Below are 26,122 nucleotides of genomic sequence, written 5' to 3'. Positions count from 1 at the left end.
TTTTCAGTAAATGAGTTTGGTCAAAAAGTTCGCAACCGTTGCGTCTGGAACGCTGATGAGCCGCATTTTCGGCTTCACGCGCGAAATGTTCATGGCGGCGGCACTTGGCACCGGCCCGGTTGCCGATGCGTTCAATGCCGCTTTCCGTTTCCCGAACACGTTCCGCAGATTGTTTGCCGAAGGCGCGTTCAACGCAGCCTTCGTGCCACTTTTCGCCAAGGAAATTGAAAAGAACGGTATGGAAGGCGCTCGTCGCTTTTCTGAAGAGGTGTTTGGCGTTCTTTTCACGGTGCTGCTTTTCATCACCATCGCGATGGAACTCTCCATGCCGTTTATCGTGCGCACGGTCATTGCTCCGGGCTTCACCGACGATCCGGTGAAGTTCGACAATACGGTGCGGCTCGCGATCATCATGTTCCCCTATCTGGCTTGTATGTCGCTTGCGGCCATGATGGGCGGGATGCTGAATTCCCTGCATCGCTATTTTGCGGCAGCCATCGCACCGATCTTTCTCAACATCATCCTGATCGGCGTTCTGGCCTTTGCATGGTGGAAGGGTTATGACGCGCTGGCAGTTGGCTATGGGCTATCCTGGGGTGTGATGGCTGCGGGTCTTGTGCAACTGGCAATCGTCTGGATCGCCGTGCGCAATGCAGGCATCAAAATCGGCTTTCGCCGTCCGCGTCTCACTACCAATGTCAAACGCCTGCTGATACTGGCGCTGCCTGCGGCAATCACCGGCGGCATCACGCAGATCAACCTGCTGATCAACACCAACATCGCATCGGGCATGGAGGGCGCGGTTTCCTCGCTCGTTTATGCCGACCGCATCTACCAGCTGCCACTTGGCGTCGTGGGTATTGCTGTTGCAACCGTGCTTCTGCCGGAATTGTCGCGCGCACTGCGCGGTGGGCATATGAAGGAAGCCTCAAACCTGCAAAACCGCTCGGTCGAGTTCACGCTGTTCCTCACGCTTCCTGCAGCCGCGGCCCTTCTGGTGATGTCGGAACCGATTGTGCGGCTTCTGTTTGAACGCGGCCAGTTCAGTGCCGAGTCAACACTTGTGGTTTCAAACATTCTGGCGATCTACGGCATCGGCCTGCCAGCTTTCGTGCTGATCAAAGCCTTCATTCCGGGTTTCTTCGCGCGCGAAGACACACGCACACCGATGATTTTCGCTGCAATTTCCGTGGTTGTGAATGTCTCACTGGCCATAACACTGTTTCAGCGCATGGGACCAAGCGGTATTGCGATTGCAGAAATCACCGCTGGCTGGGTCAATGCGGCGTTGCTTTTTGCCACGCTGGTGAAGCGCGGTCATTGGGGCAACGATATTCCTTTGCTCACCCGTATTCCGCGTCTGCTGATTGCAGCCGGTGTCATGGCCATCGGCATTCATTTTGCTATCGGCTATTTTGCTCACGAGCTTTCATCGGCATCGTCTTTTGGCGTGCGTGCTGGAACCGTCACGGCCATGGTTGTGGCAGCAATGGTCGTCTATTTCGGGCTGGCCTTTGGTCTGGGTGGTGCAAATACCGGCATGATCCGCCGCAACATCAAGCGTGGCGCTGTGAAGAAAGAGCCTGAGAGCGAAGTATAATTCACTCTTGAAAGGCCGCTATGCCTCTGCGAAAAGACGTCCATTAAAAACACCTTCGCTCTCCACCGGCGAAGGCCAACATCAGGATTACATCATGAGCACGTTCAAACCGCTTGTCTTCTCCGGCGTTCAACCGACCGGAAACCTTCACCTTGGTAATTATCTGGGTGCCATCAAGCGGTGGGTAGAGGTTCAGGAGACGCAGGAATGCATCTACTGTGTGGTAGACATGCATGCCTTGACCGTCTCGCCCGATCCAGCCGAGTTGATCCAGTCAACCCGTGAAGTGACGGCCGCCTTCCTCGCCTCCGGTATCGACCCCAAGCGAAGCATCGTCTTCAACCAGAGCCGCGTGATGCAGCACGCCGAACTGGCATGGGTGTTCAACTGTGTGGCGCGCATCGGCTGGATGAGCCGCATGACGCAGTTCAAGGACAAGGCTGGCAAGGACCGTGAAAATGCGTCGCTTGGTCTCTTCGCTTATCCAAGCCTGATGGCTGCCGACATTCTGCTTTATCGCGCGACCCATGTGCCTGTTGGCGAAGACCAGAAGCAGCATCTGGAACTCACCCGCGACATCGCGCAGAAGTTCAACAACGACTATTCCGACCGCATTGCTTCGCTCGGCATCGGAGTGGACATGCAGGTTGGTGACGAACAGGTTTCAGGCTTCTTCCCGCTGACCGAACCGATGATTTCGGGTCCGGCCATGCGCATCATGTCGCTGCGTGACGGCACCAAGAAAATGTCGAAATCCGACCCGTCGGATCTGTCGCGCATCAACCTGATTGATGACGAAGAAACCATCAATAAGAAGATCCGTAAGGCCAAGACCGATTCCGACGGTCTGCCTTCGGAACTGGATGGTCTGAGCGGTCGCCCTGAAGCAGATAATCTCGTCGGCATCTATGCAGCGCTTTCATCGAAATCGAAGCAAGATATTCTGGGCGAGTTTGGTGGGCGTCAGTTCTCCGAATTCAAGGCAGCACTTGCTGATCTGGCCGTTGCGAAACTATCGCCAATCACCCATGAAATGCGTCGTCTGGTGGCTGACCCTGCCTATATCGACAGCGTTCTGAAAGATGGCGGAGAACGTGCGAGCGTGATTGCTGAAGCAAACATGCGCAATGTTCGGGACATCATCGGCTGGCTGCAGAACTGATAATAACCGGTTGTAATATTCTGGCGCTGCCTGCTTGCGGGCGGCGCTTTGCAATGCCACATTATCGCCATGGTATCAAAACGACTTAGCCGGGAAGCCGGCCACCGCCGCAAGTTTCTTGCCGTGATTGACGAGACGCCCGAATGCGGGCGTGCCGTTGCCTATGCTGCGCGCCGCGCGAAAAACTCAAACGGCGCGCTTGTTATGCTTTTCGTCATCGACAATTCAGATTTTCAGCAAATCCTGGGCGTGGGTGAAATCATGCGCGCCGAAGCTGAAGAGCGCGCGCGTTCAACGCTGGAAAAATTCGCCGCCAAAGTGCGTGAAGAACAGGGCATCGAGCCTGAGCTAATCATCCGTGAAGGTCGCATCTCCGACGAGCTGCCGAACCTCATCGAAGAAGATCAGGACATTGCAATTCTGGTGCTGGCAGCTGGATCAGGTAATGAAGGCCCCGGTCCTCTCGTGCAGTCTCTGGCCAATCGCGCCCAATTCCAAATTCCCGTCACCGTCATTCCAGCCGGTCTTTCGGATGAAGACATTGATGCGGTGACATAATCACCCTATATTGATCGTAACGCGCATGCGCCCTTTGAGATGAGGCTTGCCTTAATGCGCATCCATGCTTACGAAAAGCTTCTGATATTGAAAGCGGAGAACTGATATGTTCATCCAGACCGAGACCACGCCAAACCCGGCGACCCTGAAGTTTCTGCCCGGCAAAGTCGTGATGCCTGAAGGCACAGCGGATTTCCGCGATGCGGCAAGTGCTGGCAATACATCGCAGCTTGCTGCCAAGCTCTTTGCAGTTCCTGGCGTGACCGGCGTTTTCTTCGGCTATGATTTCATCACCGTTACCAAGGAAGATGGCGAGTGGCAGCACTTGAAGCCGGCAATCCTCGGCACGATCATGGAACATTTCATGTCCGGTGCGCCAGCAATGACTGGCAACGCGGCCGCCAATGCCGGTGACGATCATGGCGAAGAAGAATTCTTCGATGAAGCCGATGTTGAGATCGTTGAAACCATCAAGGAACTGATCGAAACCCGCGTGCGCCCTGCAGTTGCTCAGGACGGCGGCGACATCACCTTCCGCGGTTTTGAAAACGGCACCGTGTTCCTGCACATGAAAGGCGCCTGCTCGGGCTGCCCTTCGTCGACAGCGACGCTCAAGCATGGCATCCAGAACCTTCTGCGCCACTTCGTGCCGGAAGTTCAGCAGGTCGAGCAAATCTAAGCTTTTATAATTCCTAACAAAAAGGCCGCTTTTCAGCGGCCTTTTTGTTTGTGGAGGCTTTATACTAAAACTCCATGAGTATGACTCATGGAGTTTTGGTTAAGCCCGAGTGGCGATTGAACTTTTTCAAGGCGTGATGCGTCAGCATCTTCGCGCCTTGATATTACTGCCTCACGATAACCTTTGCGCCCTGCTCTGCGCGCTCATAAAGATCGATGATGTCCTGATTCATCATGCGAACGCAGCCTGAAGACATGGCTTTACCGATCGACCACCATTCTGGCGTGCCGTGGATGCGGTAGCCGGTATCGCCGCCCTTGTTGAAGAGATAAAGCGCGCGCGCACCAAGCGGGTTTCTAAGGCCCGGTTCCATACCATTGCGGTATTTTGCCAGTTCAGGCTGGCGCTTGATCATAGCTGATGGAGGGGTCCAGGTTGGCCATTCGCGTTTCATTGCAACACGCGCCGTTCCTGACCAACCGAAGCCTTCACGGCCCACACCAATGCCATAACGCATGGCCTTGCCGTCTGGCTGCACCAGATAAAGGAACTTCTCGCGCGTCTCGACAATGATCGTGCCCGGAGCTTCATCGGTCTGATACTTCACGATCTGGCGGCGATATTGCTGTGGGATCTTTTCGTTCGGGATGGCTGGAATAGTATAACCAGCATCACTGATCGACGAATAGGACGCAGTATAAAAAGTGCCACCCACCGTGGAGCAGCCCGCAAGTGCACCACCAAGAAGAAGTGCTGCGGCCAGCTTCAAAACACGAGACTTCATGAATTTCCCCCAGATTGAGATTTTCCATCATCAGGAGCGAATCGCTCATTCATGTGCAAAGTTGCGTCAGTATTGTTAACCAGCCGTTAACCGTAAATTGAAAAATCCTGTTTTAGCCATTTTCTTGCCATCTTTTACAAATTTTCGCCACTCGAATGCCGTCGGAAATCAGCGTTCTTCGATTGCTCAACGCGATTTGAGGGCGCAAAATGCGTAAATGCCGATCGTGATTCCCAACAAAACACACCCACTTTCTGACGGACGACAATCCGAAAACGCGATGCTGGTGCGTCGTGGTGTTCAGCGTCTATTCCTGGAAATGGGGCTGGCGACTTTGCCGGAGCTGCCACTGGCATCTGGCAGGCGCGCCGATCTGATCGCCGTCAGCCGCAAGAGCGAAATCTGGATCGTGGAGATCAAATCTTCTATCGAAGACTGGAAGGCTGATCGGAAATGGCCAGACTATCGCGCGTTTTGTGATCGGCTGTTTTTTGCAACGCATCCGAGCGTGCCGCGCGAAATCTTTCCGGAAGATTGCGGCTTCATTTTATCGGATGGTTATGGCGCGGAAATTCTGCGCGATGCGCCAGAACACAAGCTCTCAGGCGCTACACGCAAAGCGCTGATGCTGCGTTTTGCAAGAGCAGGTGCTGCTCGTCTGACGATTGCAGAGCTTGCAGGTCTCGATGTACCCGAGACCGATATAGATTAAAGCCTAAAATGCTTGTGAGGCTTAGTTTTAGCGCGGTGCGCGCTTGGCCAGAATGCGCTGCAAAGTACGGCGATGCATGTTGAGACGACGCGCCGTTTCGGAAACATTGCGCTCGCACATCTCGTAAACGCGCTGAATATGCTCCCAGCGAACACGATCAGCGGACATCGGATTTTCCGGCGGTGCAACCTTTTCGCCCGGACGACGGGTCAGAGCTGCAAAAACCTCATCAGCATCAGCTGGCTTGGAAAGATAATCAATCGCGCCAAGCTTCACAGCATTCACCGCAGTAGCGATGTTGCCATAGCCGGTGAGCACAATCGCACGCGTATCGGTGCGGCGGGTGCGGATGGCTTCAATGACGTCGAGGCCATTTCCATCGCCAAGGCGCATATCGACAACGGCATAAGCGGGTGCGGAAGCTTTTGCGGCAGCGATGCCTTCCTCGACTGATTCAGCCGTGGTCACTTGAAAGCCCCTTCCTTCCATTGCGCGTGCAAGGCGCTGCAAGAACGGCTTATCGTCATCAACCAGAAGGAGGGTCGGATCGTTGCCTATGGCTTCGGTGTCTTCCTGCTTCAAGTCGTCCATCGGGATTCTTCCTGCCTGTATTTTTGTTTCCTTATTGATATCCCTGCGGCAAAAAGTCAAATAGCCATTGAATTATTGAAGCAATCTCAGCAAAATTTAAATTGCAACAGAGCGTAAAGCATTGTGATTAAATGCAATTTCTAATCGCGCGCACGAAAATTTGATGAAATTGAAGCGCCGTGCGTAAAGCGACAGCACTTCAACCCAAGATTAATTGTGCAATATATTCATTAGCTTACAATGAAAGCGGATCGAGGCCATGTGACTTTTACTTCAGCACCCTGCCCCGGATTCTTGCGATTTTTAAAGCTAATCTGCGCTCCAGAGCGTTCCAGCAGTGTTTTCGCGATAAAAAGTCCCAATCCAAGACCGCCGCCACCGTTATGTGCACTGTCACGACTGGTCATATAGGGCTCACCGATTCGGTCCAGAATTTCTGGTTTGAATCCTTCACCGTCATCCTGAATCGTCACGCTGACGGTGTTTTCAGTCCAGCCCCAAGTGACGCTGACCTTATCGCGCGCAAAGTCGACAGCATTCTCCACCAGGTTGCCGAGACCATAAAGAAGACCCGGATTGCGACGCACCACTGGCTCAGGCTTCGGACCTTCCTGCTTTTCCACTTCAAGCAAAATGCCGAAATCACGATGCGGCTCGATCACTTCCTCAATCAGCGATGAGAACGGCAGCCTCGACATATGCTCTTCGTTTTCGGAAGAGAGGCTGGTGAGCCGCTGGAGGATTTCACGGCAGCGCGCAGCCTGCGATTGCAGCAGGGCAATGTCTTCAGCAAGGCCCGGATCGCTGTCCGGTTTTTTGGCATAGGTACGCTGCATTTCCTTGACGACCAAAGTGATGGTGGCAAGGGGCGTACCGAGTTCGTGCGCGGCGGCGGCGGCCAGCCCATCAAGTGCCGTCAGGTGCTGCTCGCGTTGCAGGATGAGTTCGGTGGCAGCAAGAGCATCGCCCAGCTGGCGTGTTTCTTCCGCAATGCGATAGGCATAGACACCGGTAAAGCCCAGTGCAGCAATGATCGCGCACCAGATGCCTGAGACAAACAAAATCGGCAAATCGAGATGTTCGCCCGGATACCAAGGCAGAGGCCTGTAATAGAGCATCAACACAGAGGTGCTGAGCACAACCAGCAATGCGAGTGCCAGCGTATGACGCACGGAAAGCGACGTTGCTGAAATGATGACTGGAGCAATCATCAGGATAACGAAGGGATTCTGAACGCCGCCCGTCAGATAAAGCAATCCTGCCAGTTGCAGAATATCGAACGCCAGCACGATACTTGCCGCCGTCGGGCTTAAACGGTGATTGGTGGGAAAGCGAAATGCCAGATAGAGATTGAGCCATGCGGAACATGCAATCAGCGCGAAGCAGATACCGACTGCAAAATTGAATTGCAGATAGAGCGCCACGAACATGACTGTCGCGGTTTGCCCAGCAATTGCCAGCCAGCGCAGACGCACCAACGTGGTCAGGCGCGGCTTTCGCGAAAGATTTGAAGCCCGATTGTCGAATTCTGCGTGCATGATCACCCCTATCCGCCCCTTATGCGGCAAGGCGCATATTCACGCAAGCAGAACTGTGTCATCCAGTCGCAGGCTTTGGCGTGCATGACACGCAACGCCCTATTATGTGGGGAATTTTCAAGTTTCCCCTCATGGGCAAAACCTGCCAATCAGCAATTGTGTCAATTTTGTGAAGGAATTATAACAGGACTGTCTGCAAAGCGATGGAGGGCGCCGCGTGATTGTCTTCAGGGGGAAGATATCGTCCGGGCTTGGAAAACATTCCGAGCTCGTCATTCCTGGAAAACAACATCTGGATAATTCACCAAAGGACTGGCCGGATCACTTTGCATCCGGCTCGCTGAATGTGCAGATCATGGAATACCCATCCATTCTGAAAAGTCGTCGCAAGCAGCTAAAGGCGCTGGATCGCGGCCTCGTTCCACCGAGCATCACTATCCCGCAGCACGAAATTCTGAACAACAGTCTGCGTCGCAAATTCTTCAAGCCACGCCGCGGCATTGGCCAGGCATGGCGGGCGACGCTTTATGCGCATTCCCGTTCCATGAATGTATGGATTTTCCGACGTATCGGATCACATATGCACGACTGCATTGAGCTGATCTCGGACAAGCGCATCCGTGAAAATCTCAACATCCGCGATCAGGATGAGGTCCACGTCGTTCTGCATTCCTGATCGGTATCAGGTGCCGCGTGGTTTTGCCCTGCGGGTGGCTTCTGCATTGGCTGGATCTTCCGGCCAGACATGGCGCGGATAGCGGCCACGCATATCAGAGCGCACATCGGCCCATGAGCCCTGCCAAAAACCCGGCAGATCCCGCGTGATCTGGATCGGGCGATGAGCGGGGGAAAGCAATTCCAGCAAAAGCGGTACTTTGCCATTGGCAATGGCCGGATGAATGCCAAGGCCGAACAGCTCTTGCACGCGGACGGCGAGAACCGGCTCCTCCGTGTCATAGCGGATCGGGATACTTGAGCCAGTCGGAACTTCAAAATGCGTGGGTGCTAGTTGATCGACAAGGCGTTGCAGATCGAACGGCACAAGGCTCATCAAACCGTTTTTCAACACATGCGCCGGGATACGATCAAGTTGCGCTTCGCCTGTGAGGAAAGGCAAAAGCCACTCATCAAGACGCTCAATAAGATTGTCGTCATCCATAGACGGCCAAGGATCGCCAAGGCCGCGATAGAGCCAGCCCAGACGACGACGCAGGATTTCAGCCTCTTTGCCCCAAGGCAGGATTTGCAGTCCGTGCTCGCGCACCGCAGCGATCACGCCTTCATCGGCGCTCACGCCGGAAGGAGCGGCAAGCGGCTTTTCCGACAGGGCAATGGCGCCAATGCGCACCGCCTCGCGGGCACGCAATGCATTCTTTTCCGCGTCATAGACGACTTGGCGGCCGCTTTCGATCTTGTTGCCAAGAGCAGTGCGGATTTCTGTTTCAGAGACTTCAGCCGCAGAAAGCACGCGTGCGCGACCTGCCTTGCCCGACATATCGGCCACAACCAGCCATTGCGCACGGCTGAGGCTGATGGCGGGATCGACCTCACCGCCACGGCCATTGGCCAGCAGGAACTGCCCGGTTTGGCCGCGCGCCTTGGCGATACGGTCTGGATAGGCATCGATCAGTATGCGGCCAACGCTTGAACCTGCTGCTTCGCCTTTGCTGGGCACATTTGCAGCCAGACGTTTCGCCAAACCTTTGGCGCGCTGAGCGCGATCAGAACGATCATTGCGGAACCGCGACATGCGCGTGTCGAGGTCGGTTTCATTGCCGCCAAGGCCACGCTCGGTCAAAAGCATGGCGAGTTCCGCCGCCCGCAAAGCCTCGCCGCGTTTGCCCGCTTCCGCCACCATATGTGCAAGGCGTGCAGGGAGTGCCAGCGAGCGCATGGCCTCGCCGTCTGCGGTCAGACGTCCAGCCTCATCAAGCGCACCAAGCCGGCTAAGCAATGCTTTGGCTTCTTTGAGCGCCGGTAGCGGCGGCTTGTCGAGCAGCGAAAGCGTTACCGGATCGGTCACGCCCCAAGCGGCCGCATCAAGCACAAGGCCGGAGAGGTCAGCCTCCAGAATTTCAGGCGGAGAGAAAGCAGGGAGTGACGCCGTTTGCCCCTGATGCCAGAGGCGGATGGCAATGCCCGGCTCGGTACGACCGGCACGACCAGCGCGCTGATCAGCACTCGCACGCGAAGTACGCACGGTTTCAAGGCGGGTCAGGCCGGTGGCGGGTTCGTATTTTGGCAGGCGGGCAAGGCCAGAATCAATCACCACCCGAACGCCGTCGATTGTGATGGAGGTTTCGGCAATCGATGTCGCCAGCACTACCTTGCGATGTCCTGCGGGAGCTGGCTTGATTGCCGCATCCTGATCACGGCCTTCCATCGCGCCATAAAGCGGGGCCAGAATGATATTGGCAGGCAGAAACTTTTCCAGAGTTCCTGCCGTGCGTTCGATCTCGCCCTGACCAGGAAGAAAGGCAAGAATGCTGCCCGTTTCATCGACCAGCGCTTCGCGAATGGCTTTCACCATCGCATCTTCAATGCGTTCGTCTGGCTTGCGGTCGCGGTGGCGAATATCAACGGGGAAAGCTCGACCTTCGCTCTCAATGATGGGTGCATCGCCCAAAAGTGAGGCCACCCGCGCACCATCCAGCGTTGCCGACATGACGAGAATTTTTAAATCGTCTCGCAAAGCGGCCTGCACATCGAGCGCCAGCGCCAGACCAAAATCCGCATCGAGGCTTCGCTCGTGAAACTCATCGAACAGAACAGCGGCAATGCCCTTTAGGTCGGGATCGTCGAGGATCATGCGTGCAAAAACGCCCTCAGTGACGACGAGGATTTTGGTCTTGGCCGAAACCTTGCTTTCAAGGCGCATACGATAGCCGACCGTCTCGCCCGGCTCTTCACCGAGCAACTGCGCCATGCGGCGCGCGGCAGCGCGGGCTGCGAGACGACGCGGTTCGAGCAGCACAATCATCCCGTCACCGCGCCAGCTTGCATTCAAAAAATGCAGCGGCACCAGCGTCGTCTTACCCGCGCCGGGAGGTGCCACAAGAACTGCGCTTGCATGGGTGGCAAACGCGGCGTCAAGTTGCGGCAGAATGCGGGTAACGGGAAGATCGGGCAGACTCGTCAAATGAAATTCCGTATTATAAAGGCGTTGCTTTGGTGCTTATCACACAAGGAACGATTATGATCCATATCCGAAAATCTAAACCGGCGGATGCCCCCGCCCTCACTGCCATCTGGCGCGCAAGCGTGCTGGCAACGCATGACTTTCTAAGCCGCGAAGATTTCGCTGAAATCGAAAAGCTGGTCGGTGAGCAATATCTGCCGAATGTGGAAGTCGATGTCATTGAGGATGACGGCAAGCCGGTCGGCTTCATGGGCATGACCGATAACAATATCGACAGCCTGTTCATTTCGCCTGATCAACGCGGCAAGGGTATTGGCAAACATATGATTGCGCACGCGAAAAAGCGGGGCACTCTGACCGTGGATGTGAATGAGCAGAACACGCAAGGCGTGGGCTTTTATCGCCATGTCGGTTTTGTCGAGACAGGTCGCTCGGAAACCGATGATCAGGGACGCCCTTATCCGCTGCTGCATCTCAAGCTTGAGGCTTAAAATCTTGGCCATGCCAATTGCGGAGAAAACCATTCTCGCAAAAGGCATTTCCGGAGCAATTGACATACTCCCCTATAGTATATAGGCTTCATGAAAATCGGGAGATTCCATGCCGCATTCACCGGAAGACAAAAAGCGCGCTTTGACGCGCCTGCGCCGCATCAAAGGCCAGGCCGAAGGCTTGGAGCGCGCGGTGGAAGCAGGCACGGAATGTGCTGCACTCTTGCAGCAGATTGCGGCGTTGCGCGGGGCTGCCAACGGATTGATGGCGGAAGTGCTGGAAAGCCATTTCCGCGAGACATTTGGCCAGGCTCGTGAGACGATAGCGCGCGATGCTGTGGCAGATCCCGATGCAGAGATCGACGAAATCATGCGGATTTTGCGTACCTATCTGAAATAGGCGCATAAACGAACACTGAAATTGAAGGGAATATCGTCATGAAGTCACGCGCAGCCGTTGCCTGGGAGGCAAAAAAGCCGCTCACCATCGAAACCGTTGAAATCGGCGGCCCACGCGCTGGCGAAGTGCTGGTCGAAATCATGGCGACCGGCGTTTGCCACACCGATGCCTACACGCTTTCCGGCCTTGATTCAGAAGGCAAGTTCCCAGCCATTCTCGGCCATGAAGGCGCAGGCATCGTGCGCGAAGTGGGCGCTGGAGTTACTTCCGTGAAGCCGGGCGATCATGTGATCCCGCTTTACACGCCGGAATGCCGCCAGTGCAAAACCTGCCTGTCGCAGCGTTCAAACCTCTGCACCTCGATCCGCTCAACGCAGGGTCAAGGCCTGATGCCGGACAAAACCTCGCGCTTTTCGTGCGATGGCGGCGAAGTGTTCCATTATATGGGCTGCTCGACCTTCTCGAACTTCACCGTCCTGCCGGAAATCGCAGTCGCCAAGGTGCGAGAAGACGCACCTTTCGACAAGATCTGCTATATCGGCTGCGGCGTAACCACCGGCATTGGCGCGGTTATTTACACGGCTAAGGTGCGTCCGGGTTCCAATGTTGTTGTGTTTGGTCTTGGCGGCATTGGCCTCAATGTCATTCAGGGCGCACGCATGGTTGGTGCGGACAAGATCATCGGCGTCGATATCAATCCATCCAAGGTGGAAATGGCGAAGAAGTTCGGCATGACCGACTTCATCAATCCGCGTGAAATCGGCAATGACAAGGTGGTGCAGGCCATTCAGGACCTGACCGATGGCGGCGCAGATTATTCGTTCGATGCCACCGGCAATACCGATGTCATGCGTCAGGCGCTGGAATGCTGCCATCGCGGCTGGGGTGAATCGATCATCATCGGCGTTGCCGAAGCCGGCAAGGAAATCGCCACACGCCCATTCCAGCTCGTCACCGGACGCGTCTGGAAGGGTACAGCCTTTGGCGGCGCGCGCGGTCGTACCGATGTGCCGAAGATCGTGGACTGGTACATGGAAGGCAAGATCGATATCGACAGCCTCATCACCCACACCATGCCGCTTGATGAAATCAACACAGCTTTCGATCTGATGCATGAAGGCAAGTCGATCCGCTCGGTGATTGTCTACTGATGAGTGAGAAACTTTTCACCTCCCATTGGGATGAAATCGATAACCTGACCCCGCGCGCGCTTTATGCGATGCTGAAGCTGCGCGTGGATGTTTTCGTGGTGGAGCAGAATTGCCCTTACCCCGAAATCGACGGCAAGGATTATGACGCATTTCACCTACGCATTCTTGATGGTGAAGAACTTGCAGCAAGTCTGCGGGTTCTGCCACCGGAACAGGATGGTAAGCCGGTGAAGATCGGTCGCGTTGTCGTGGCAGCCGATTATCGTGGTTACAAGCTTGGTCAGCGTCTCATGAAAGAGGCTGTCGCCTTTGCTCAGACACGTTTTCCGGGCATCGCGATTGAGCTTGGGGGACAGAGCCATTTGCAGAAATTCTATGGCTCGTTCGGCTTCGTCGCGATTTCGGAAGAATATCTCGAAGATGGCATTCCGCATGTCGATATGCGGCTGACACCACAGGAAAGTGCGGCCTGATGTTTCTGCTGCGCCGCCATATGTCCTTTTATCTGGCAGCCATTGGTGGCGCTGCAACCTTCATTATCGCATGGCTTCTTAAAAGCCCGCTTGCCCCGGTCATCGGGGCAAACTGCTTTTTTGTGCTGTATCTCGTTCTGGCGCTTGCGGCTTTACCCAAACTCACCGCGCCCTATCTCAGAAAACATGCGGCAACGGCAGATGAGCCGATCTGGATCATCTTTCTGGTGACATTTGCCACCGTTGTTGTGGCTGTGGTGTCGCTGTTCATCCTGATAAACCAGCAACCCAAAGCCGACCTGTTTTCGCTCGTCATGACGCTTGCGGCTGTGCCTCTCGGCTGGTTTACGATCCACATGATGACGGCGATCCATTACGCACACATGTATTGGCAGCCACGCGAACCCGCAGGCGACGATTCAGCCCATGCCAGCAGATATAGAGGCGGCTTCAATTTTCCTGAAACGCCACAGCCCTCCGGCTGGGATTTCGCCTATTACGCCTTCATCATCGGCATGACGGCGCAGACGTCCGATACCAATGTCACGACCACTGCGATGCGAAAAGTTACGCTTCTGCACAGCGTCGTGTCATTCTTTTTCAATACGGTCCTTGTTGCGGCGACAGTGAATGTCGTGGTCGCACTCGGAAGCGGATAAAAATCAGGAACTCTCATGGAAACGATTTCGACTGCAAAATGCTTTGGTGGAACCCAGGGCGTCTATCGCCATAAGAGCGAGACCAACCAGTGCGATATGACCTTTGCCGTTTTCCTGCCACCACAGGCAAAAGATGGTCCTGTGCCGGTACTCTGGTATCTTTCCGGCCTCACCTGCACTCATCAGAATGTGATGGATAAAGGCGAATATCGGCAAATGGCCGCAGAACTAGGGATTGCCGTTATTTGCCCGGATACAAGCCCACGCGGTGATGACGTGCCGGATGAACCGGATAACTGGAAATTCGGCAAGGGTGCGGGCTTCTATGTCGACGCTACACAGGAACCATTTGCTAAGAACTACCAGATGTATAGCTACATCACAAAGGAACTGACTGATCTGGTGGCGGCTGAGTTTCCGCTTGATATGTCACGTCAGGGCATCACCGGCCATTCGATGGGCGGACATGGCGCACTTACGATTGCGCTCAAAAATCCCGACCGCTTCAAATCGGCATCGGCTTTCGCACCGATTGTGCAGCCTTCAACAGCCGACTGGTCGAAGCCTGCACTGGAAAAATATCTGGGCACAGAAGAACGCGCATGGCGTGCTTATGATGCGACGCTGCTCATTGAAGACGGCTACCGCTTTCCAGAATTTCTGGCCGATCAGGGAGAAGCCGATGTTTTCCTTGATGAAGGATTATGTCCTTGGTTGCTGGATGAGGCCTGCCACAAAGCTGGAATCCCGCTCACGCTCAATATGCGTGAAGGCTATGACCATTCCTATTTCTTCATCTCGACCTTCATGGATGACCATCTCAAATGGCATTCAGAACGTCTTGCTAAGTAGAAGCCTTACCCACTAAAAAATGGTGATGTGCGTTTGTGATTTAGCCAGTAATCTGAGTTCATAGATAGCGCTATAACAGGAACGCCATGGCCAAGAAAAAGAAAGTTGTCACCGTCGGCGCCTTACTGGTGAGCGGTGACAAGAAAGTTCTGATGGGACTGCGCTCACCATGGAAAAAGGCGTGGCCCAATCATTGGGACACGCCCGGTGGCCATGTCGAGCGTGGTGAAACACTTGAAGATGCGTTGGTGCGGGAGATGGGCGAAGAACTCGGCATTCGCCCGATCAAGTTTCGTGAGATCGGCGCAATCGATGAGAAAAAGCCGGATCTCTATGGCGATTCCATCTGCCATATTTTTCAGGTCACTTCATGGAGCGGCGGCGAGCCGCGCAATGTCTGCGATGAACATTCTGAGCTTGCATGGTACAGCCCCGAAGACCTTGAAAGCATCAGCAATCTGGCCGACCCCGAATATCCGCATCTTGCCCGGATCGCCATTGGTGCACCAACTAATTAGCGCCTGACAACCTTCATCGGCAGACCGCCCTGCGGCTGGGTGGTGAGTTTCTGCACAGGCCATGGCTTTGTGGTTTCCAACACGTCGAAGCGACGGCCATCAAGCAAGGTTGCAAGTGCAATCACCGCTTCCTGAAGCGCGAAGCTCGCACCGATGCAGACACGCGGACCGGCGCCAAATGGCAGATATTGGAAGCGGTCGAGCTTGTCGCGATTTTCGGGCCAGAAGCGTTCAGGCATGAAGGCATCCGGCTGATCCCAATAAAGCCTGTGACGATGAATCACCCACGGCATGACCAGAACAGCCGTTCCCTTGGCAATTTTCAGATCGCCATAGGTATCATCCGTCGCGGCCTCGCGATTGATTGACGGTGCTGGCGGATAAAGCCGCATGGCTTCTTCAAAAGCTGCACGCGTGAAGGGTAGTTTTGCCAGCCATTCCTGCGGCGGCAGGTCATTGCCGCCATCAGCAAAGAACGCATCGATCTCAGCTTCAACACGCTCGCGTTCCTGCGGTGCCTTGGCAAGCAGATAGAGCGTCCAGCCAAGCGCACGAGCCGTTGTTTCATGCCCCGCACCGATGAAGGTGATGATGTTATCTTCAATCTCGGCACGGCTCAAACCATCCGGTCCTTCGGCGCGCAAAAGCAGGGTCAGGAAATCGTTGGGGACGTCTTCGCCCTTCTCCATCCGTTCCTTGCGCAGAGCAATCGTGTTCGACACCAGCTCGCGAAAGAAGCCGAGAGACTGGTTGCCGCGAAGGCGCGTGAAGCGCGGAAGCCATTCGGGCAAGCCAAGAAGATCAAATGGATCGACGCGACCCATGGTTTCAAAAAGCTTGTCGATCTGATGCGCAAAATCATTGGGATCACCGGCAATTTCGCCAGAGAACAGCGTTTCAGCCAGAATGTCATAGGTGAGCAGCGTCATGTCATGGGCGACATCGGTGATGATGCCATTGGTCTTGTATCGCTCGACAAACTGCAGCGACCGGTTTCGCATGGCATTCGCAAAGCCACCGATATGGCGTGGAGTGAAGACCGGCGCCATCGCCTTGCGTGAACGCTTCCAGACTTGGCCCTCAGCGGTCAACAATCCATCACGCAGAATGGGGCGCAGCACGCGCTGACGGATGGCGGACATGGGATAGTTGGCGGCATTATCGACCAGCACATGACGGATAAGGCCCGGATCATTGGCAATGATGGTTTTGATGCCAAGCCAGCTTACAGAAACCCAGCGCTCGTTATAGGAAGGCTCGCCCCACAATTCGAGCGGGTTCTTGTAAACCACCCGCATCATCTCGAAGCGTCCAACCGGCTTTTCGCGCGGACGCGGTGCAGGCGGCACAAAGGGTTGAGCTGCATCTTTCATGGCAATTGTGGTTTCCATCAAGTGCTCCTTTTGATCGAGAACACCCCCGTCAAACAAGATATAAGCTTCAATTGTGGCGGTTCCAGAGATTGCACGCCACCCCAATTCTTCAACTGGTGCCAAAAGAGCTGAATCCCCGGTAAATTTGGCCCCAAAATTTGGAAAAATCGCCGTTAACGCCTATATTAAAGCCATGTTTGTCGTGTGATTCGACAGGGTTTTTATTGCTGCAATTGCGGCAGACTTTAAGGTTGCCTTCGCGGCGCATTTTCGAAAGATTTTCATGAGCGAGACACCAGAGATGAATTCCGCAGCCGCCGCCGAATATGGCGCGGATTCCATTCGTGTTCTGAAAGGCCTCGACGCAGTTCGCAAGCGTCCGGGCATGTATATCGGTGACACGGATGACGGCTCGGGCCTGCATCATATGGTCTACGAAGTCGTGGACAATGCCATCGACGAAGCGCTGGCCGGACATGCAACGCTTGTCACTGTTACGCTTAACGCCGACGGCTCCTGCACCGTGACCGATAATGGTCGTGGCATCCCGACCGACATCCACAAGGAAGAAGGCGTCTCGGCGGCTGAGGTCATCATGACCCAGCTCCATGCCGGCGGTAAGTTCGACCAGAACTCCTATAAGGTTTCCGGTGGTCTGCACGGCGTGGGCGTGTCGGTTGTGAACGCGTTGTCGATCTGGCTGAAGCTGAAGATCCGTCGCGCCGGCAAAATCCATGAAATGGCCTTCACGCACGGCGTGGCCGACGCTCCGCTGGTTATAACCGGCGATGCAGGCAGCGATACGGGCACAGAAGTCAGCTTCCTGCCTTCGCCTGAAACTTTCTCTATGGTCGAATTTGATTACGACACGCTGGAACGTCGCCTGCGCGAACTGGCGTTCCTGAATTCAGGCGTCCGCATCAAGCTTACAGACCGTCGCCATGCCGATATTCGCGAACAGGAACTCCACTATGATGGCGGCGTTGTCGAATTCGTGAAGTATATCGACCAGAGCAAGAAGTCGCTTCTGGAAACACCGATTTATATCAAGAGCGAAAAAGACGGTATGACCGTTGAAGTCGCGATGTGGTGGAACGATTCCTACCACGAGAAAGTGCTGTGCTTCACCAACAACATTCCACAGCGCGATGGTGGCACGCATCTGGCCGGTTTCCGTGGCGCGCTAACGCGTCAGGTGACGGGCTATGCCGATGCATCCGGCATGACCAAGAAGGAAAAGGTCAGCCTGACCGGCGATGATTGCCGCGAAGGTCTGACTGCTGTTCTCTCGGTCAAGGTTCCTGATCCCAAGTTCTCGTCGCAGACCAAGGACAAGCTGGTTTCCTCGGAAGTCCGCCCTGTCGTTGAAAGCCTCGTCAATGAAGCGCTTTCGACCTGGCTGGAAGAACATCCTGCTGGCGGCAAGACCATTGTCGAAAAGGTCATTCAGGCAGCCGCAGCCCGCGAAGCAGCCCGCAAGGCGCGCGATATCACCCGCAAGAGCAATCTGAGCGTGACGTCGCTTCCCGGCAAGCTGGCTGACTGTCAGGAACGCGATCCGGCGAAGTCAGAAATCTTCATCGTCGAGGGTGACTCTGCAGGTGGCTCGGCCAAAAGCGGTCGTTCGCGCCAGAACCAGGCTATTCTGCCGCTGCGCGGTAAGATCCTCAACGTGGAACGCGTCCGCTTTGACCGCATGATCTCGTCTGATCAGGTCGGAACGCTGATCACTGCTCTTGGAACGTCGATCGGCAAGGATGAGTCACACGGCTTCAATCCTGACAAGCTGCGCTACCACAAGATCATCATCATGACGGATGCTGACGTCGACGGCGCGCATATTCGCACATTGCTGTTGACCTTCTTCTTCCGCCAGATGCCGGAACTGATTGAACGCGGCCATATCTATATCGCGCAGCCGCCGCTCTATAAGGTATCGCGCGGCAAGTCCTCGCAATACATCAAGAACGAAGCTGCTTTCGAAGACTTCCTTATCGAAACCGGTCTTGAAGAAGCCGCCCTTGAAATGGGCAGCGGTGAAGTGCGCGCCGGTCCTGACCTTCGGTCGGTCGTCGATGATGCACGCACGCTGCGTCAGCTTCTTTCCGGCCTTCATACGCGCTACGATCGTCGCGTTGTTGAACAGGCTGCGATTGCAGGCCTGCTCAACCCGAATGCGACCGCCAACGACGCTGCATCGCAGGCTTCCGCCGATATCGTTGCCAAGCGTCTCGACATGATCTCGGAAGAAACCGAGCGTGGCTGGACCTCCCATGTGACGGAAGACGGTGGCTATCGCTTCGAGCGCATGGTGCGTGGCGTGAAGGACGTTGCCATTCTCGACATGGCCCTGCTCGGCTCTGCCGATGCGCGCCAGATCGACCGTGTGGCTTCGCGCCTGACGGAAGTTTTCGCCGAACCACCGGTTCTGCGCCGCAAGGACAAGGTCGAAACGCTTTCCGGACCGATGGCGCTGCTTGATGCGATTTTCGCAACAGGCCGCAAGGGTCTGACGCTGCAGCGTTACAAAGGCTTGGGCGAAATGAACGCCGAACAGCTTTGGGAAACCACGCTCGATCCGAATGTGCGTTCGCTGCTGCAGGTTAAGGTCAATGACGCGACCGACGCAGATTCGCTATTCTCACGCCTGATGGGTGATGAAGTGGAACCGCGCCGCGAGTTCATTCAGGAAAACGCACTGAGCGTCGCCAATCTGGACGTTTAGAGCATTTCCCGTTTTGATTGAGTCAATCGAAGTGCTCTATCCATTTGTTTTTACGCGCATCTTGTTCCGAAAACCGCTTCGCGCTTTTTGGGATGCGCTCTAATAAAAAAGCCCCGGAAATCCGGGGCTTTTTTAGAAGTATATAAAAGTGGCTGACCGCCATCCACCCAGTCTGGTTATGACGTTCAACTCTGACAAACCATCACTGCAGGACCACCCAGTGCCAGACATTCGTATTTTGTCCGCTCGTGCGATCATCGTGCCGTTTCAGCCTAGTGATGCGAGCGAAGTGTTTTCCTGTATCTCTCTCGAGATTACGCGGTTTATGTCGTGGGAGCCGCCATCAACTGCAGCCGACTTTGCAGAAATATGGCGGGCTTGGCTGCCCGCTATTGAGGAGCGCTCAGAGCTTCATCTGGTGGCGCGAGACCGAGCTAATGGCAGGTTTCTTGGAATCGTCGGCCTGCACGCGATGAAATCAGGCAAGCCGGAGCTTGGAATATGGCTCCGAAGCGAAGTTCATGGAAACGGATTTGGCCGGGAATTTGTTGGAGCGGTAGCCGCATGGGCAAGCCAAAACGTCCCGGTCGAGTATTTCGAATATCCGGTTGCGGAAGAGAACCTTCCCAGCAGGCGGATTGCCGAGGCGCTTGGTGGACATATCGCTGAGCGGCGGGAAAATCCAAAGTATCGCTCGGTCGTTTATCACATACCACCGATCATATAAGAGAAAGGGCCGTAGTTGCTTGCAACCCGGCCCTTCCAAAGAATTTCTGACTAGTTGGCGTGTTTATTCGCCGCGACGTTTCTTGCTGAAGCCGCCGTCACCAAACTTCTTGCCGTCCTTCTTGAAACCATCTTTCTTGAAGTCGCCCTTCGGCTTCGACCAGCTGCCCTTTGCGCCGTCACGGGCATTATCACGGTTGCCATCGCGCGGGCCATCACGGAAATCGCTCTTGAACTTGTCGCCGCGTGGCTTGAAGTTGCCCTTGCCTTCGCGTGGAGAAGCATCGCCACCAGCGCCTGCAACAGCGTTACGGATCACAAGACCCTTTTCGCCAGTGCCGCGTTCTTCGACCGAGCGGCGGAACTCATCAGCCTTGGCTGCTGTGATTTCGAAACGGGTTTCGTTGTCGAAAATCTTGATCGAACCGACATCACGCTTCGATACGTCACCTGCCTTGCAGATGAGCGGCAGAAGCCATTTTGGATCGGCGCGATGCTTGCGACCGGCGGAAACGGAGAACCACACGCCATCAAACGACGAATTACGGTCAAAGCGTTCACCTGGTTCGCCACGTTCACGGCGATCACTGCGTTCAAAGCGGTCGCCACGATCACCACGATCAGAACGTTCGCGTGGCTTCTTGCCGCCAACCGGATGCACAGGTGCATCGGAAACTTCTTCTGCTGCCGGATAGGAAGCGACTTCGCGGTTCAAGAACGCAGCTGCGATCTGTTCCGGCGTGTAACGCTCGGTGAGCGCTTTCAGCAGATCCTGATATTCTTCTTCAACCGGCTGGCTGAAAACGTCTGCATTCAAAATGCGTTCATTGGTCTTCGCCTGAACCGCAGCGATGCTTGGTGCAGAAATGGTCTGCGCATCAAGCTTGGCCATATGCAGAAGACGTTCTGCAGTGCGGCGACGCGAGAACGGAACAACCAGAACACAGGTGCCCTTACGGCCTGCACGACCGGTACGGCCCGAACGGTGCAGCATGGTTTCCGGGTTATTCGGAAGATCGGCATGGATAACCAGATCAAGGTTCGGCAGATCAATACCGCGTGCAGCAACGTCGGTAGCAACGCAAACACGGGCACGGCCATCACGCATTGCCTGCAATGCATTGTTGCGTTCTGCCTGGCTCAGTTCACCCGACAGCGCCACAACCGCAAAACCGCGATTGGAAAGGCGGCTTGCCATGTGCTTTACCGCTTCGCGGGTCGAGCAGAAGATGATCGAATTCTGTGAATCGTAATAGAGTAGCGCGTTGATGATCGCGTGGTCGCGCTCATGTGGCGGCACCGGCATAGCGACATAGTCGATGTCAGCGTGCTGGCTGGTTTCGCTCTGAACAGTCAGACGCAGAGCGTCATTCTGGAAGCGCTTGGCAAGCTGGGCAATTGGCTTAGGCACCGTTGCCGAGAACATCAATGTACGACGATCTTCCGGTGCTTCACCGAGAATAAATTCAAGGTCTTCACGGAAACCCATGTCGAGCATTTCGTCAGCTTCATCGAGCACGACGACGCGCAGTTGCGACATATCAAGCGCATTGCGAGTGATATGGTCGCGAAGGCGACCTGGGGTGCCGACAACGATGTGCGATCCGCGTTCAAGCACACGGCGTTCGGAACGGATATCCATGCCACCAACGCAGGATGCGATGGTTGCGCCGGTGTCTGCATAAAGCCATTCCAGTTCGCGACGAACCTGCAATGCCAGTTCACGCGTAGGTGCAATAATCATGGCAAGAGGTGCTTCTGGACGGCTAAAGCGCAGTTCACCTTCGAGAAGCGTATTGGCCATAGCAAGGCCAAACGCTACCGTCTTGCCCGATCCGGTCTGTGCGGAAACGAGAAGATCTGCATCCAGCGTTTCTGGAGCCAGAACGGCTTCCTGAACAGCAGTGAGTGTAGTGTAACCACGAGCGGCTAATGCTCCGGAAAGAGCCGGAGCGATTGTATCAGGCAGGGACATGAATAACTTTCACGAAAAAAGCTTCTCAAGCCGCATACCCAACGGTCGTGAACCTATCTGTCCACAACTCTCCTGACGACTAACGAAGCACCATAATTAGCGCTTACCTATAGGCTTGCGCCTCTCAGGTCAACAGGGTGAGCGCTCTAGAGCGCAATTCGATCCGATCAAACCGGAACGGCGCTCTAGTCTTTTTTGACGCGCATTTGACCCGAAAACAGTTTCACACTTTTCGGAATGCGCTTTTAATGCGCCTCATCCCAGTTATGTGCAGCCCTTGCATCCACCTGTAATGGCACAGAAAGCGCCACTGCAGGCATGGCCGCATTTTCCATAACATGGCGCACGATAGGAATTGTCTTTTCGACCTCGTTTTCAGGTACTTCAAAGATCAATTCATCGTGGACTTGCAAAAGCATACGGGCTGCAAGCTTCTCATCTGCCAGTGCATTTTCCATACGGATCATGGCCCGGCGAATGACATCGGCAGCCGAACCCTGAATAGGTGCATTGATTGCCGCCCGTTCATTGAAGGCGCGCACCTGCGGATTGGAAGCCCGAATATCAGGATAGTGCGCCCGACGGCCGAAAATCGTTTCGACATAGCCATGTTCGCGCGCGAAAGCCTTGGTCGCTTCCATATAGTCTTTGATGCCGGGGAAGCGTTCGAAATAGGTGCGGATATATTGCCCTGCTTCTTCACGCGGAATGGAAAGCTGGTTGGCAAGACCAAAAGCCGAAATGCCGTAGATGATACCGAAATTGATCGCCTTGGCACGGCGGCGCACTTCGGACGGCATACCTTCAACCGGCACACCGAACATTTCAGAAGCGGTCATGGCATGAATATCAATGCCATCGGCAAAAGCTTGTTTCAGCTGCGGAATATCGGCGACATGTGCCAGCACACGCAATTCGATCTGGCTGTAATCGGCAGAGATAAGCTTGTTGCCCGGTTCTGCAATAAAAGCCGTTCTGATCTTGCGGCCTTCGGCTGTACGAACCGGAATATTCTGCAGGTTCGGCTCAGATGAAGACAAGCGTCCGGTCGAGGTGGACGCCATTGCATAAGACGTATGCACGCGCTTTGTCTGCGGGTGAATATATCCCGGCAGCGCATCCGTGTAGGTGGATTTGAGCTTCGTCAGCTGGCGCCAGTCAACAATCTTGCGCGGCAAAGGCAGACCTTCAGCAGCCAGATCTTCCAGCACTTGCGCAGAGGTCGACCATTGACCGGTTTTAGTCTTGGATGCACCCGGCAAACCCATCTTGCCAAAAAGAATATCGCCAAGCTGCTTGGGCGAGCCGATATTGAATTTTTCACCGGCAAGTTCGTAAATTTCGTCTTCATAGCGTGCAGCAGATTGTGCGAGATCACCCGACAGGCGCGAGAGAACCTGACGGTCAACCGAGATGCCGCGCTCTTCCATGCGGGCAAGCACATCGACCAACGGACGTTCAAGACGCTCATAAACCGAGGCCAATCCTTCTGCGGCCAGACGCGGCTTCAGCACCTGCCATAGACGCAACGTGACATCAGCGTCTTCTGCAGCATAGGCTGTCGCACGATCAATATCGACCATATCAAAGGTAACAGCGCTTTTGCCGCTGCCCGCCACATCCTTATAAGCGATTGGCGTATGGCCCAACCAACGCTCGGACAACGGGTCCATGCCATGACCGCCGGTGCCCGCATCCAACACATAGGAAATCAGCATCGTATCATCAAAAGACACGGTGTTGATGCCGTGACGGCGCATGACCAGCCAGTCATATTTCATGTTCTGTGCGATTTTGAGAACGGATTTGTCCTCAAGAACGGTCTTCAAAGCTGCCAGCGCCTTATCGAGCGGTATCTGACCTTCAACCATGCCGCCACCAAGCAGATCGCCTGCGCCGGATTTGTGCTGGAGCGGGATATAGGCGGCTTTACCGGGCGCAAGCGCCAGCGAGAAACCGATCAGTTCGGCCTGCATCGGATCAAGCGAATTGGTTTCGGTATCGAAAGCGACAAGGCCAGTCTCGACAGCCTCTGCGAGCCACTTATTCAGCGTCGGAAGATCGCGAATGCAGGTATAGGCCGTGGTGTCGATCTTCTGTGCAAGCGCCGTCGCTGCTCGGCTTACAGCCAGCGCTTTCGGCGTGTAGCCACTTGCATCTTGCGTCTCAACCGCAGCGGTGGTGGAAGAGTTTTCAGACAGCTTGGCTTCTGATTTTGCCGGTACATCGACATCCGGACCATGTGCCCCAGAACCCCACTCGGTTTCGATATGGCACGGTTCAACAGCCGACGCATCCGTATCCGTTGCTTCAGCCACGCGACGGGTGAGTGTTGTAAACTCCATGGCTTTCAGGAAGCCAATAAGCTTGGGACCATTCTGTGGTTCAAGCACGAGACCACTGAGATCGACATCGAGCGGCACGTCAGTCTTGAGCGTGACAAGCTCACGCGCGATCTTGGTTTGATCGGCAAAGGCGATGATGTTTTCGCGGCGTTTGTTCTGCTTGATCTCGGAAGCGCGCGCGAGCAACGTATCAAGATCGCCAAACTCTTCCAGCAATTGCGCAGCGGTCTTCGGGCCGATGCCCGGAATGCCCGGAACATTATCGGTACTGTCGCCGGTCAGCGATTGCAGGTCGATCATTTTTTCCGGCGGGACACCCCATTTTTCGATCACTTCCGGGATCGAAATCTGCTTATCCTTCATGCTGTCATACATGGACACGCTCGGTGTGACGAGCTGCATGAGGTCCTTGTCGGACGAAATGATTGTAACATCGCCGCCTGCTTTCTCAGCAATACGGGCATAGGTCGCGATCAGATCGTCGGCCTCAAAACCTTCCTTTTCGATGCAAGGCAGATTGAAGGCACGCGTTGCCTGACGGATCAGGCCGAATTGCGGGATCAGATCTTCCGGCGGCGCGGTGCGGTTGGCCTTATATTCGGGGTAGATTTCCTTGCGGAAGGTCTGCGACGAATAATCGAAAATGACCGCAAAATGCGTTGGCACCACACCGACATCGGTGCTGCGCGCATCCTTCAACAGCTTCCACAGCATGTTGCAGAAACCAGACACGGCCCCGACCGGCAAGCCGTCCGTCTTACGGGTCAGCGGTGGCAGGGCATGATAGGCGCGGAAAATATAGCCCGAGCCGTCAACGAGGAAGAGATGATCGCCTTTTTTCATGGCTTAGAATTAAAGGAAACCAAGCGTAATGAAAACCGGCCTTGTGTCAGGAGAAACAAGTGTCCACCGTTGGATTGCTGACAAGCCGGTTTTCTTGCACGAAGCTATTCCAAATCTTCCTGAATGAACGTGCCAGACACATGAATGTCTATCATCTCCAGCAGACCGGGACCGACATTCACATATTTGTGCGGAATATTGGCTCCGCCAAATACGACACTGCCTTCATCGGCCTCGAATTGCTCTTCGCCAACCGTAAATAGAGCCCGGCCTTTGCGGACGATAAAAATCTCATCATAGGGATGACGATGCAGTCTTGGTCCTCGTCCTGCCTCTTCTGTCGCATAGAACATGACCGAAGCGCCTGCACCGAACACATTGCCTTCAAACTCGCCGTGCCACTTGCCCGGCGTCTTCTCCCAGTCCTTCTTGCTGAGCATTGTAATCTTGGTCATAAGTGTCTCCATCCTCACGCAATTTCCGATTAATACGGATAACGGATTACACACGACAAGGTAACGTTTATGTTACGAATTTGTAATCTTTAATGCCCTTGAATAGCCACAGTTGAAGGGCCAAATCTCACTCATCGACAGTACGTCGGTCGCCGGTTTTCTGACCCGTCCCCCGTTGGATACCGGTTGTTGGCTACAGCCTCATTCCCCTCTCCGGGCTGTAGCTTCTGAGTGTAGTGATATGGCCGTTGTGGTAACCCCCTCACCACAACGGCCAATTCATTTTCAGCTCTCAGTTTTGCGTTCAAATTGGGTTTCTTCTTCGGGTTGCTGGTTGTAGTGTGCGATCAGTTTTACGACTCGTCAGGAAGTA

Annotated in this window: 23 protein-coding genes; 15 read left to right on the top strand and 8 right to left on the bottom strand. The window is 54.9% G+C overall.

Features of this window, described 5'->3' with window-relative positions; genetic code table 11:
* Positions 1–10 precede the first annotated feature (10 nt).
* The 4 genes from murJ to KMS41_00705 all read left to right on the top strand — a co-directional run bounded on the left by murJ (position 11) and on the right by KMS41_00705 (position 3,999).
* Complete coding sequence (gene murJ / locus KMS41_00720) at positions 11–1,600, top strand: murein biosynthesis integral membrane protein MurJ (protein ID QWK77804.1); 1,590 nt, start codon at positions 11–13, stop codon at positions 1,598–1,600.
* A gap of 94 nt (positions 1,601–1,694) precedes the next feature.
* Positions 1,695–2,762 (top strand): tryptophan--tRNA ligase, encoded by a 1,068-nt coding sequence (gene trpS / locus KMS41_00715; GenBank protein ID QWK77803.1) that lies wholly within the window; start codon positions 1,695–1,697, stop codon positions 2,760–2,762.
* 69 nt (positions 2,763–2,831) lie between these two features.
* Positions 2,832–3,320: a universal stress protein gene (locus KMS41_00710; GenBank protein QWK77802.1), complete on the top strand. Its 489-nt coding sequence runs from the start codon at positions 2,832–2,834 to the stop codon at positions 3,318–3,320.
* A 106-nt stretch (positions 3,321–3,426) separates the two neighbouring features.
* Positions 3,427–3,999 (top strand): NifU family protein, encoded by a 573-nt coding sequence (locus KMS41_00705; GenBank protein ID QWK77801.1) that lies wholly within the window; start codon positions 3,427–3,429, stop codon positions 3,997–3,999.
* A 163-nt stretch (positions 4,000–4,162) separates the two neighbouring features.
* On the opposite strand, the gene KMS41_00700 is transcribed toward KMS41_00705, so the two are convergent.
* Entirely contained in the window at positions 4,163–4,783 is a 621-nt protein-coding gene (locus KMS41_00700; GenBank protein ID QWK77800.1) for a L,D-transpeptidase, read from the bottom strand.
* Between the two features lie 217 nt (positions 4,784–5,000).
* Here KMS41_00700 and KMS41_00695 point away from each other — a divergent pair, with 217 nt between their 5' ends.
* Positions 5,001–5,495, top strand: coding sequence for an MmcB family DNA repair protein (locus KMS41_00695; GenBank protein ID QWK77799.1), 495 nt, complete (start codon positions 5,001–5,003; stop codon positions 5,493–5,495).
* Between the two features lie 27 nt (positions 5,496–5,522).
* Here the strand turns inward: KMS41_00695 and regA are convergent, their stop codons facing one another.
* Together regA and KMS41_00685 are read right to left on the bottom strand one after the other, a co-directional pair.
* On the bottom strand, positions 5,523–6,086 hold the full coding sequence (regA, locus tag KMS41_00690; GenBank protein ID QWK77798.1) for a global response regulator transcription factor RegA: 564 nt from the start codon (positions 6,084–6,086) through the stop codon (positions 5,523–5,525).
* Between the two features lie 230 nt (positions 6,087–6,316).
* Positions 6,317–7,624, bottom strand: a complete 1,308-nt coding sequence (locus KMS41_00685; protein ID QWK77797.1) for an ActS/PrrB/RegB family redox-sensitive histidine kinase — start codon at positions 7,622–7,624, stop codon at positions 6,317–6,319.
* A 217-nt stretch (positions 7,625–7,841) separates the two neighbouring features.
* On the opposite strand from KMS41_00685, the gene KMS41_00680 reads away from it, so the two are divergent.
* Positions 7,842–8,300, top strand: a complete 459-nt coding sequence (locus KMS41_00680) for a DUF120 domain-containing protein (GenBank protein QWK77796.1) — start codon at positions 7,842–7,844, stop codon at positions 8,298–8,300.
* A 6-nt stretch (positions 8,301–8,306) separates the two neighbouring features.
* Here the strand turns inward: KMS41_00680 and hrpB are convergent, their stop codons facing one another.
* Complete coding sequence (gene hrpB / locus KMS41_00675) at positions 8,307–10,763, bottom strand: ATP-dependent helicase HrpB (protein QWK77795.1); 2,457 nt, start codon at positions 10,761–10,763, stop codon at positions 8,307–8,309.
* 56 nt (positions 10,764–10,819) lie between these two features.
* On the opposite strand from hrpB, the gene KMS41_00670 reads away from it, so the two are divergent.
* The 7 genes from KMS41_00670 (at position 10,820) to KMS41_00640 (ending at position 15,307) form a co-directional block, all read left to right on the top strand.
* Positions 10,820–11,254: an acetyltransferase gene (locus KMS41_00670; protein QWK77794.1), complete on the top strand. Its 435-nt coding sequence runs from the start codon at positions 10,820–10,822 to the stop codon at positions 11,252–11,254.
* A 109-nt stretch (positions 11,255–11,363) separates the two neighbouring features.
* Positions 11,364–11,654: a metal/formaldehyde-sensitive transcriptional repressor gene (locus tag KMS41_00665; GenBank protein ID QWK77793.1), complete on the top strand. Its 291-nt coding sequence runs from the start codon at positions 11,364–11,366 to the stop codon at positions 11,652–11,654.
* A gap of 38 nt (positions 11,655–11,692) precedes the next feature.
* Positions 11,693–12,805: an S-(hydroxymethyl)glutathione dehydrogenase/class III alcohol dehydrogenase gene (locus KMS41_00660; GenBank protein QWK77792.1), complete on the top strand. Its 1,113-nt coding sequence runs from the start codon at positions 11,693–11,695 to the stop codon at positions 12,803–12,805.
* Positions 12,805–13,278: a GNAT family N-acetyltransferase gene (locus tag KMS41_00655; protein ID QWK77791.1), complete on the top strand. Its 474-nt coding sequence runs from the start codon at positions 12,805–12,807 to the stop codon at positions 13,276–13,278. Before KMS41_00660 ends, KMS41_00655 begins: the two co-directional genes overlap by 1 nt.
* Positions 13,278–13,937 carry a DUF1345 domain-containing protein gene (locus KMS41_00650; protein ID QWK77790.1) on the top strand — a complete coding sequence of 220 codons (660 nt, stop codon included), beginning with the start codon at positions 13,278–13,280 and terminating at the stop codon, positions 13,935–13,937. Before KMS41_00655 ends, KMS41_00650 begins: the two co-directional genes overlap by 1 nt.
* 15 nt (positions 13,938–13,952) lie before the next feature.
* Positions 13,953–14,789, top strand: a complete 837-nt coding sequence (fghA, locus tag KMS41_00645; GenBank protein QWK77789.1) for an S-formylglutathione hydrolase — start codon at positions 13,953–13,955, stop codon at positions 14,787–14,789.
* 86 nt (positions 14,790–14,875) lie between these two features.
* Entirely contained in the window at positions 14,876–15,307 is a 432-nt protein-coding gene (locus tag KMS41_00640) for an NUDIX hydrolase (GenBank protein QWK77788.1), read from the top strand.
* On the opposite strand, the gene KMS41_00635 is transcribed toward KMS41_00640, so the two are convergent.
* A complete protein-coding gene (locus KMS41_00635) occupies positions 15,304–16,680 on the bottom strand; it encodes a cytochrome P450 (protein ID QWK78728.1) in 1,377 nt (458 codons plus the stop codon). The genes KMS41_00640 and KMS41_00635 overlap by 4 nt on opposite strands.
* Before the next feature lie 283 nt (positions 16,681–16,963).
* Between KMS41_00635 and gyrB the strand changes: the two genes are divergently transcribed.
* A complete protein-coding gene (gyrB, locus tag KMS41_00630) occupies positions 16,964–19,405 on the top strand; it encodes a DNA topoisomerase (ATP-hydrolyzing) subunit B (GenBank protein QWK77787.1) in 2,442 nt (813 codons plus the stop codon).
* Between the two features lie 178 nt (positions 19,406–19,583).
* A complete protein-coding gene (locus tag KMS41_00625; protein QWK78727.1) occupies positions 19,584–20,132 on the top strand; it encodes a GNAT family N-acetyltransferase in 549 nt (182 codons plus the stop codon).
* A 63-nt stretch (positions 20,133–20,195) separates the two neighbouring features.
* On the opposite strand, the gene KMS41_00620 is transcribed toward KMS41_00625, so the two are convergent.
* The 3 genes from KMS41_00620 to KMS41_00610 all read right to left on the bottom strand — a co-directional run bounded on the left by KMS41_00620 (position 20,196) and on the right by KMS41_00610 (position 25,749).
* Complete coding sequence (locus KMS41_00620) at positions 20,196–22,106, bottom strand: DEAD/DEAH box helicase (protein ID QWK77786.1); 1,911 nt, start codon at positions 22,104–22,106, stop codon at positions 20,196–20,198.
* Between the two features lie 245 nt (positions 22,107–22,351).
* Positions 22,352–25,294, bottom strand: coding sequence for a DNA polymerase I (gene polA, locus KMS41_00615; protein QWK77785.1), 2,943 nt, complete (start codon positions 25,292–25,294; stop codon positions 22,352–22,354).
* 104 nt (positions 25,295–25,398) lie between these two features.
* Entirely contained in the window at positions 25,399–25,749 is a 351-nt protein-coding gene (locus tag KMS41_00610) for a cupin domain-containing protein (GenBank protein QWK77784.1), read from the bottom strand.
* Positions 25,750–26,122 lie beyond the last annotated feature (373 nt).

Origin of the sequence: Ochrobactrum sp. BTU1, from assembly GCA_018798825.1 — a bacterium.
GTDB lineage: Bacteria > Pseudomonadota > Alphaproteobacteria > Rhizobiales > Rhizobiaceae > Brucella.
Note: the sequence above shows the minus strand (reverse complement) of the source record. Positions and strands in the feature narration are given on the sequence as shown.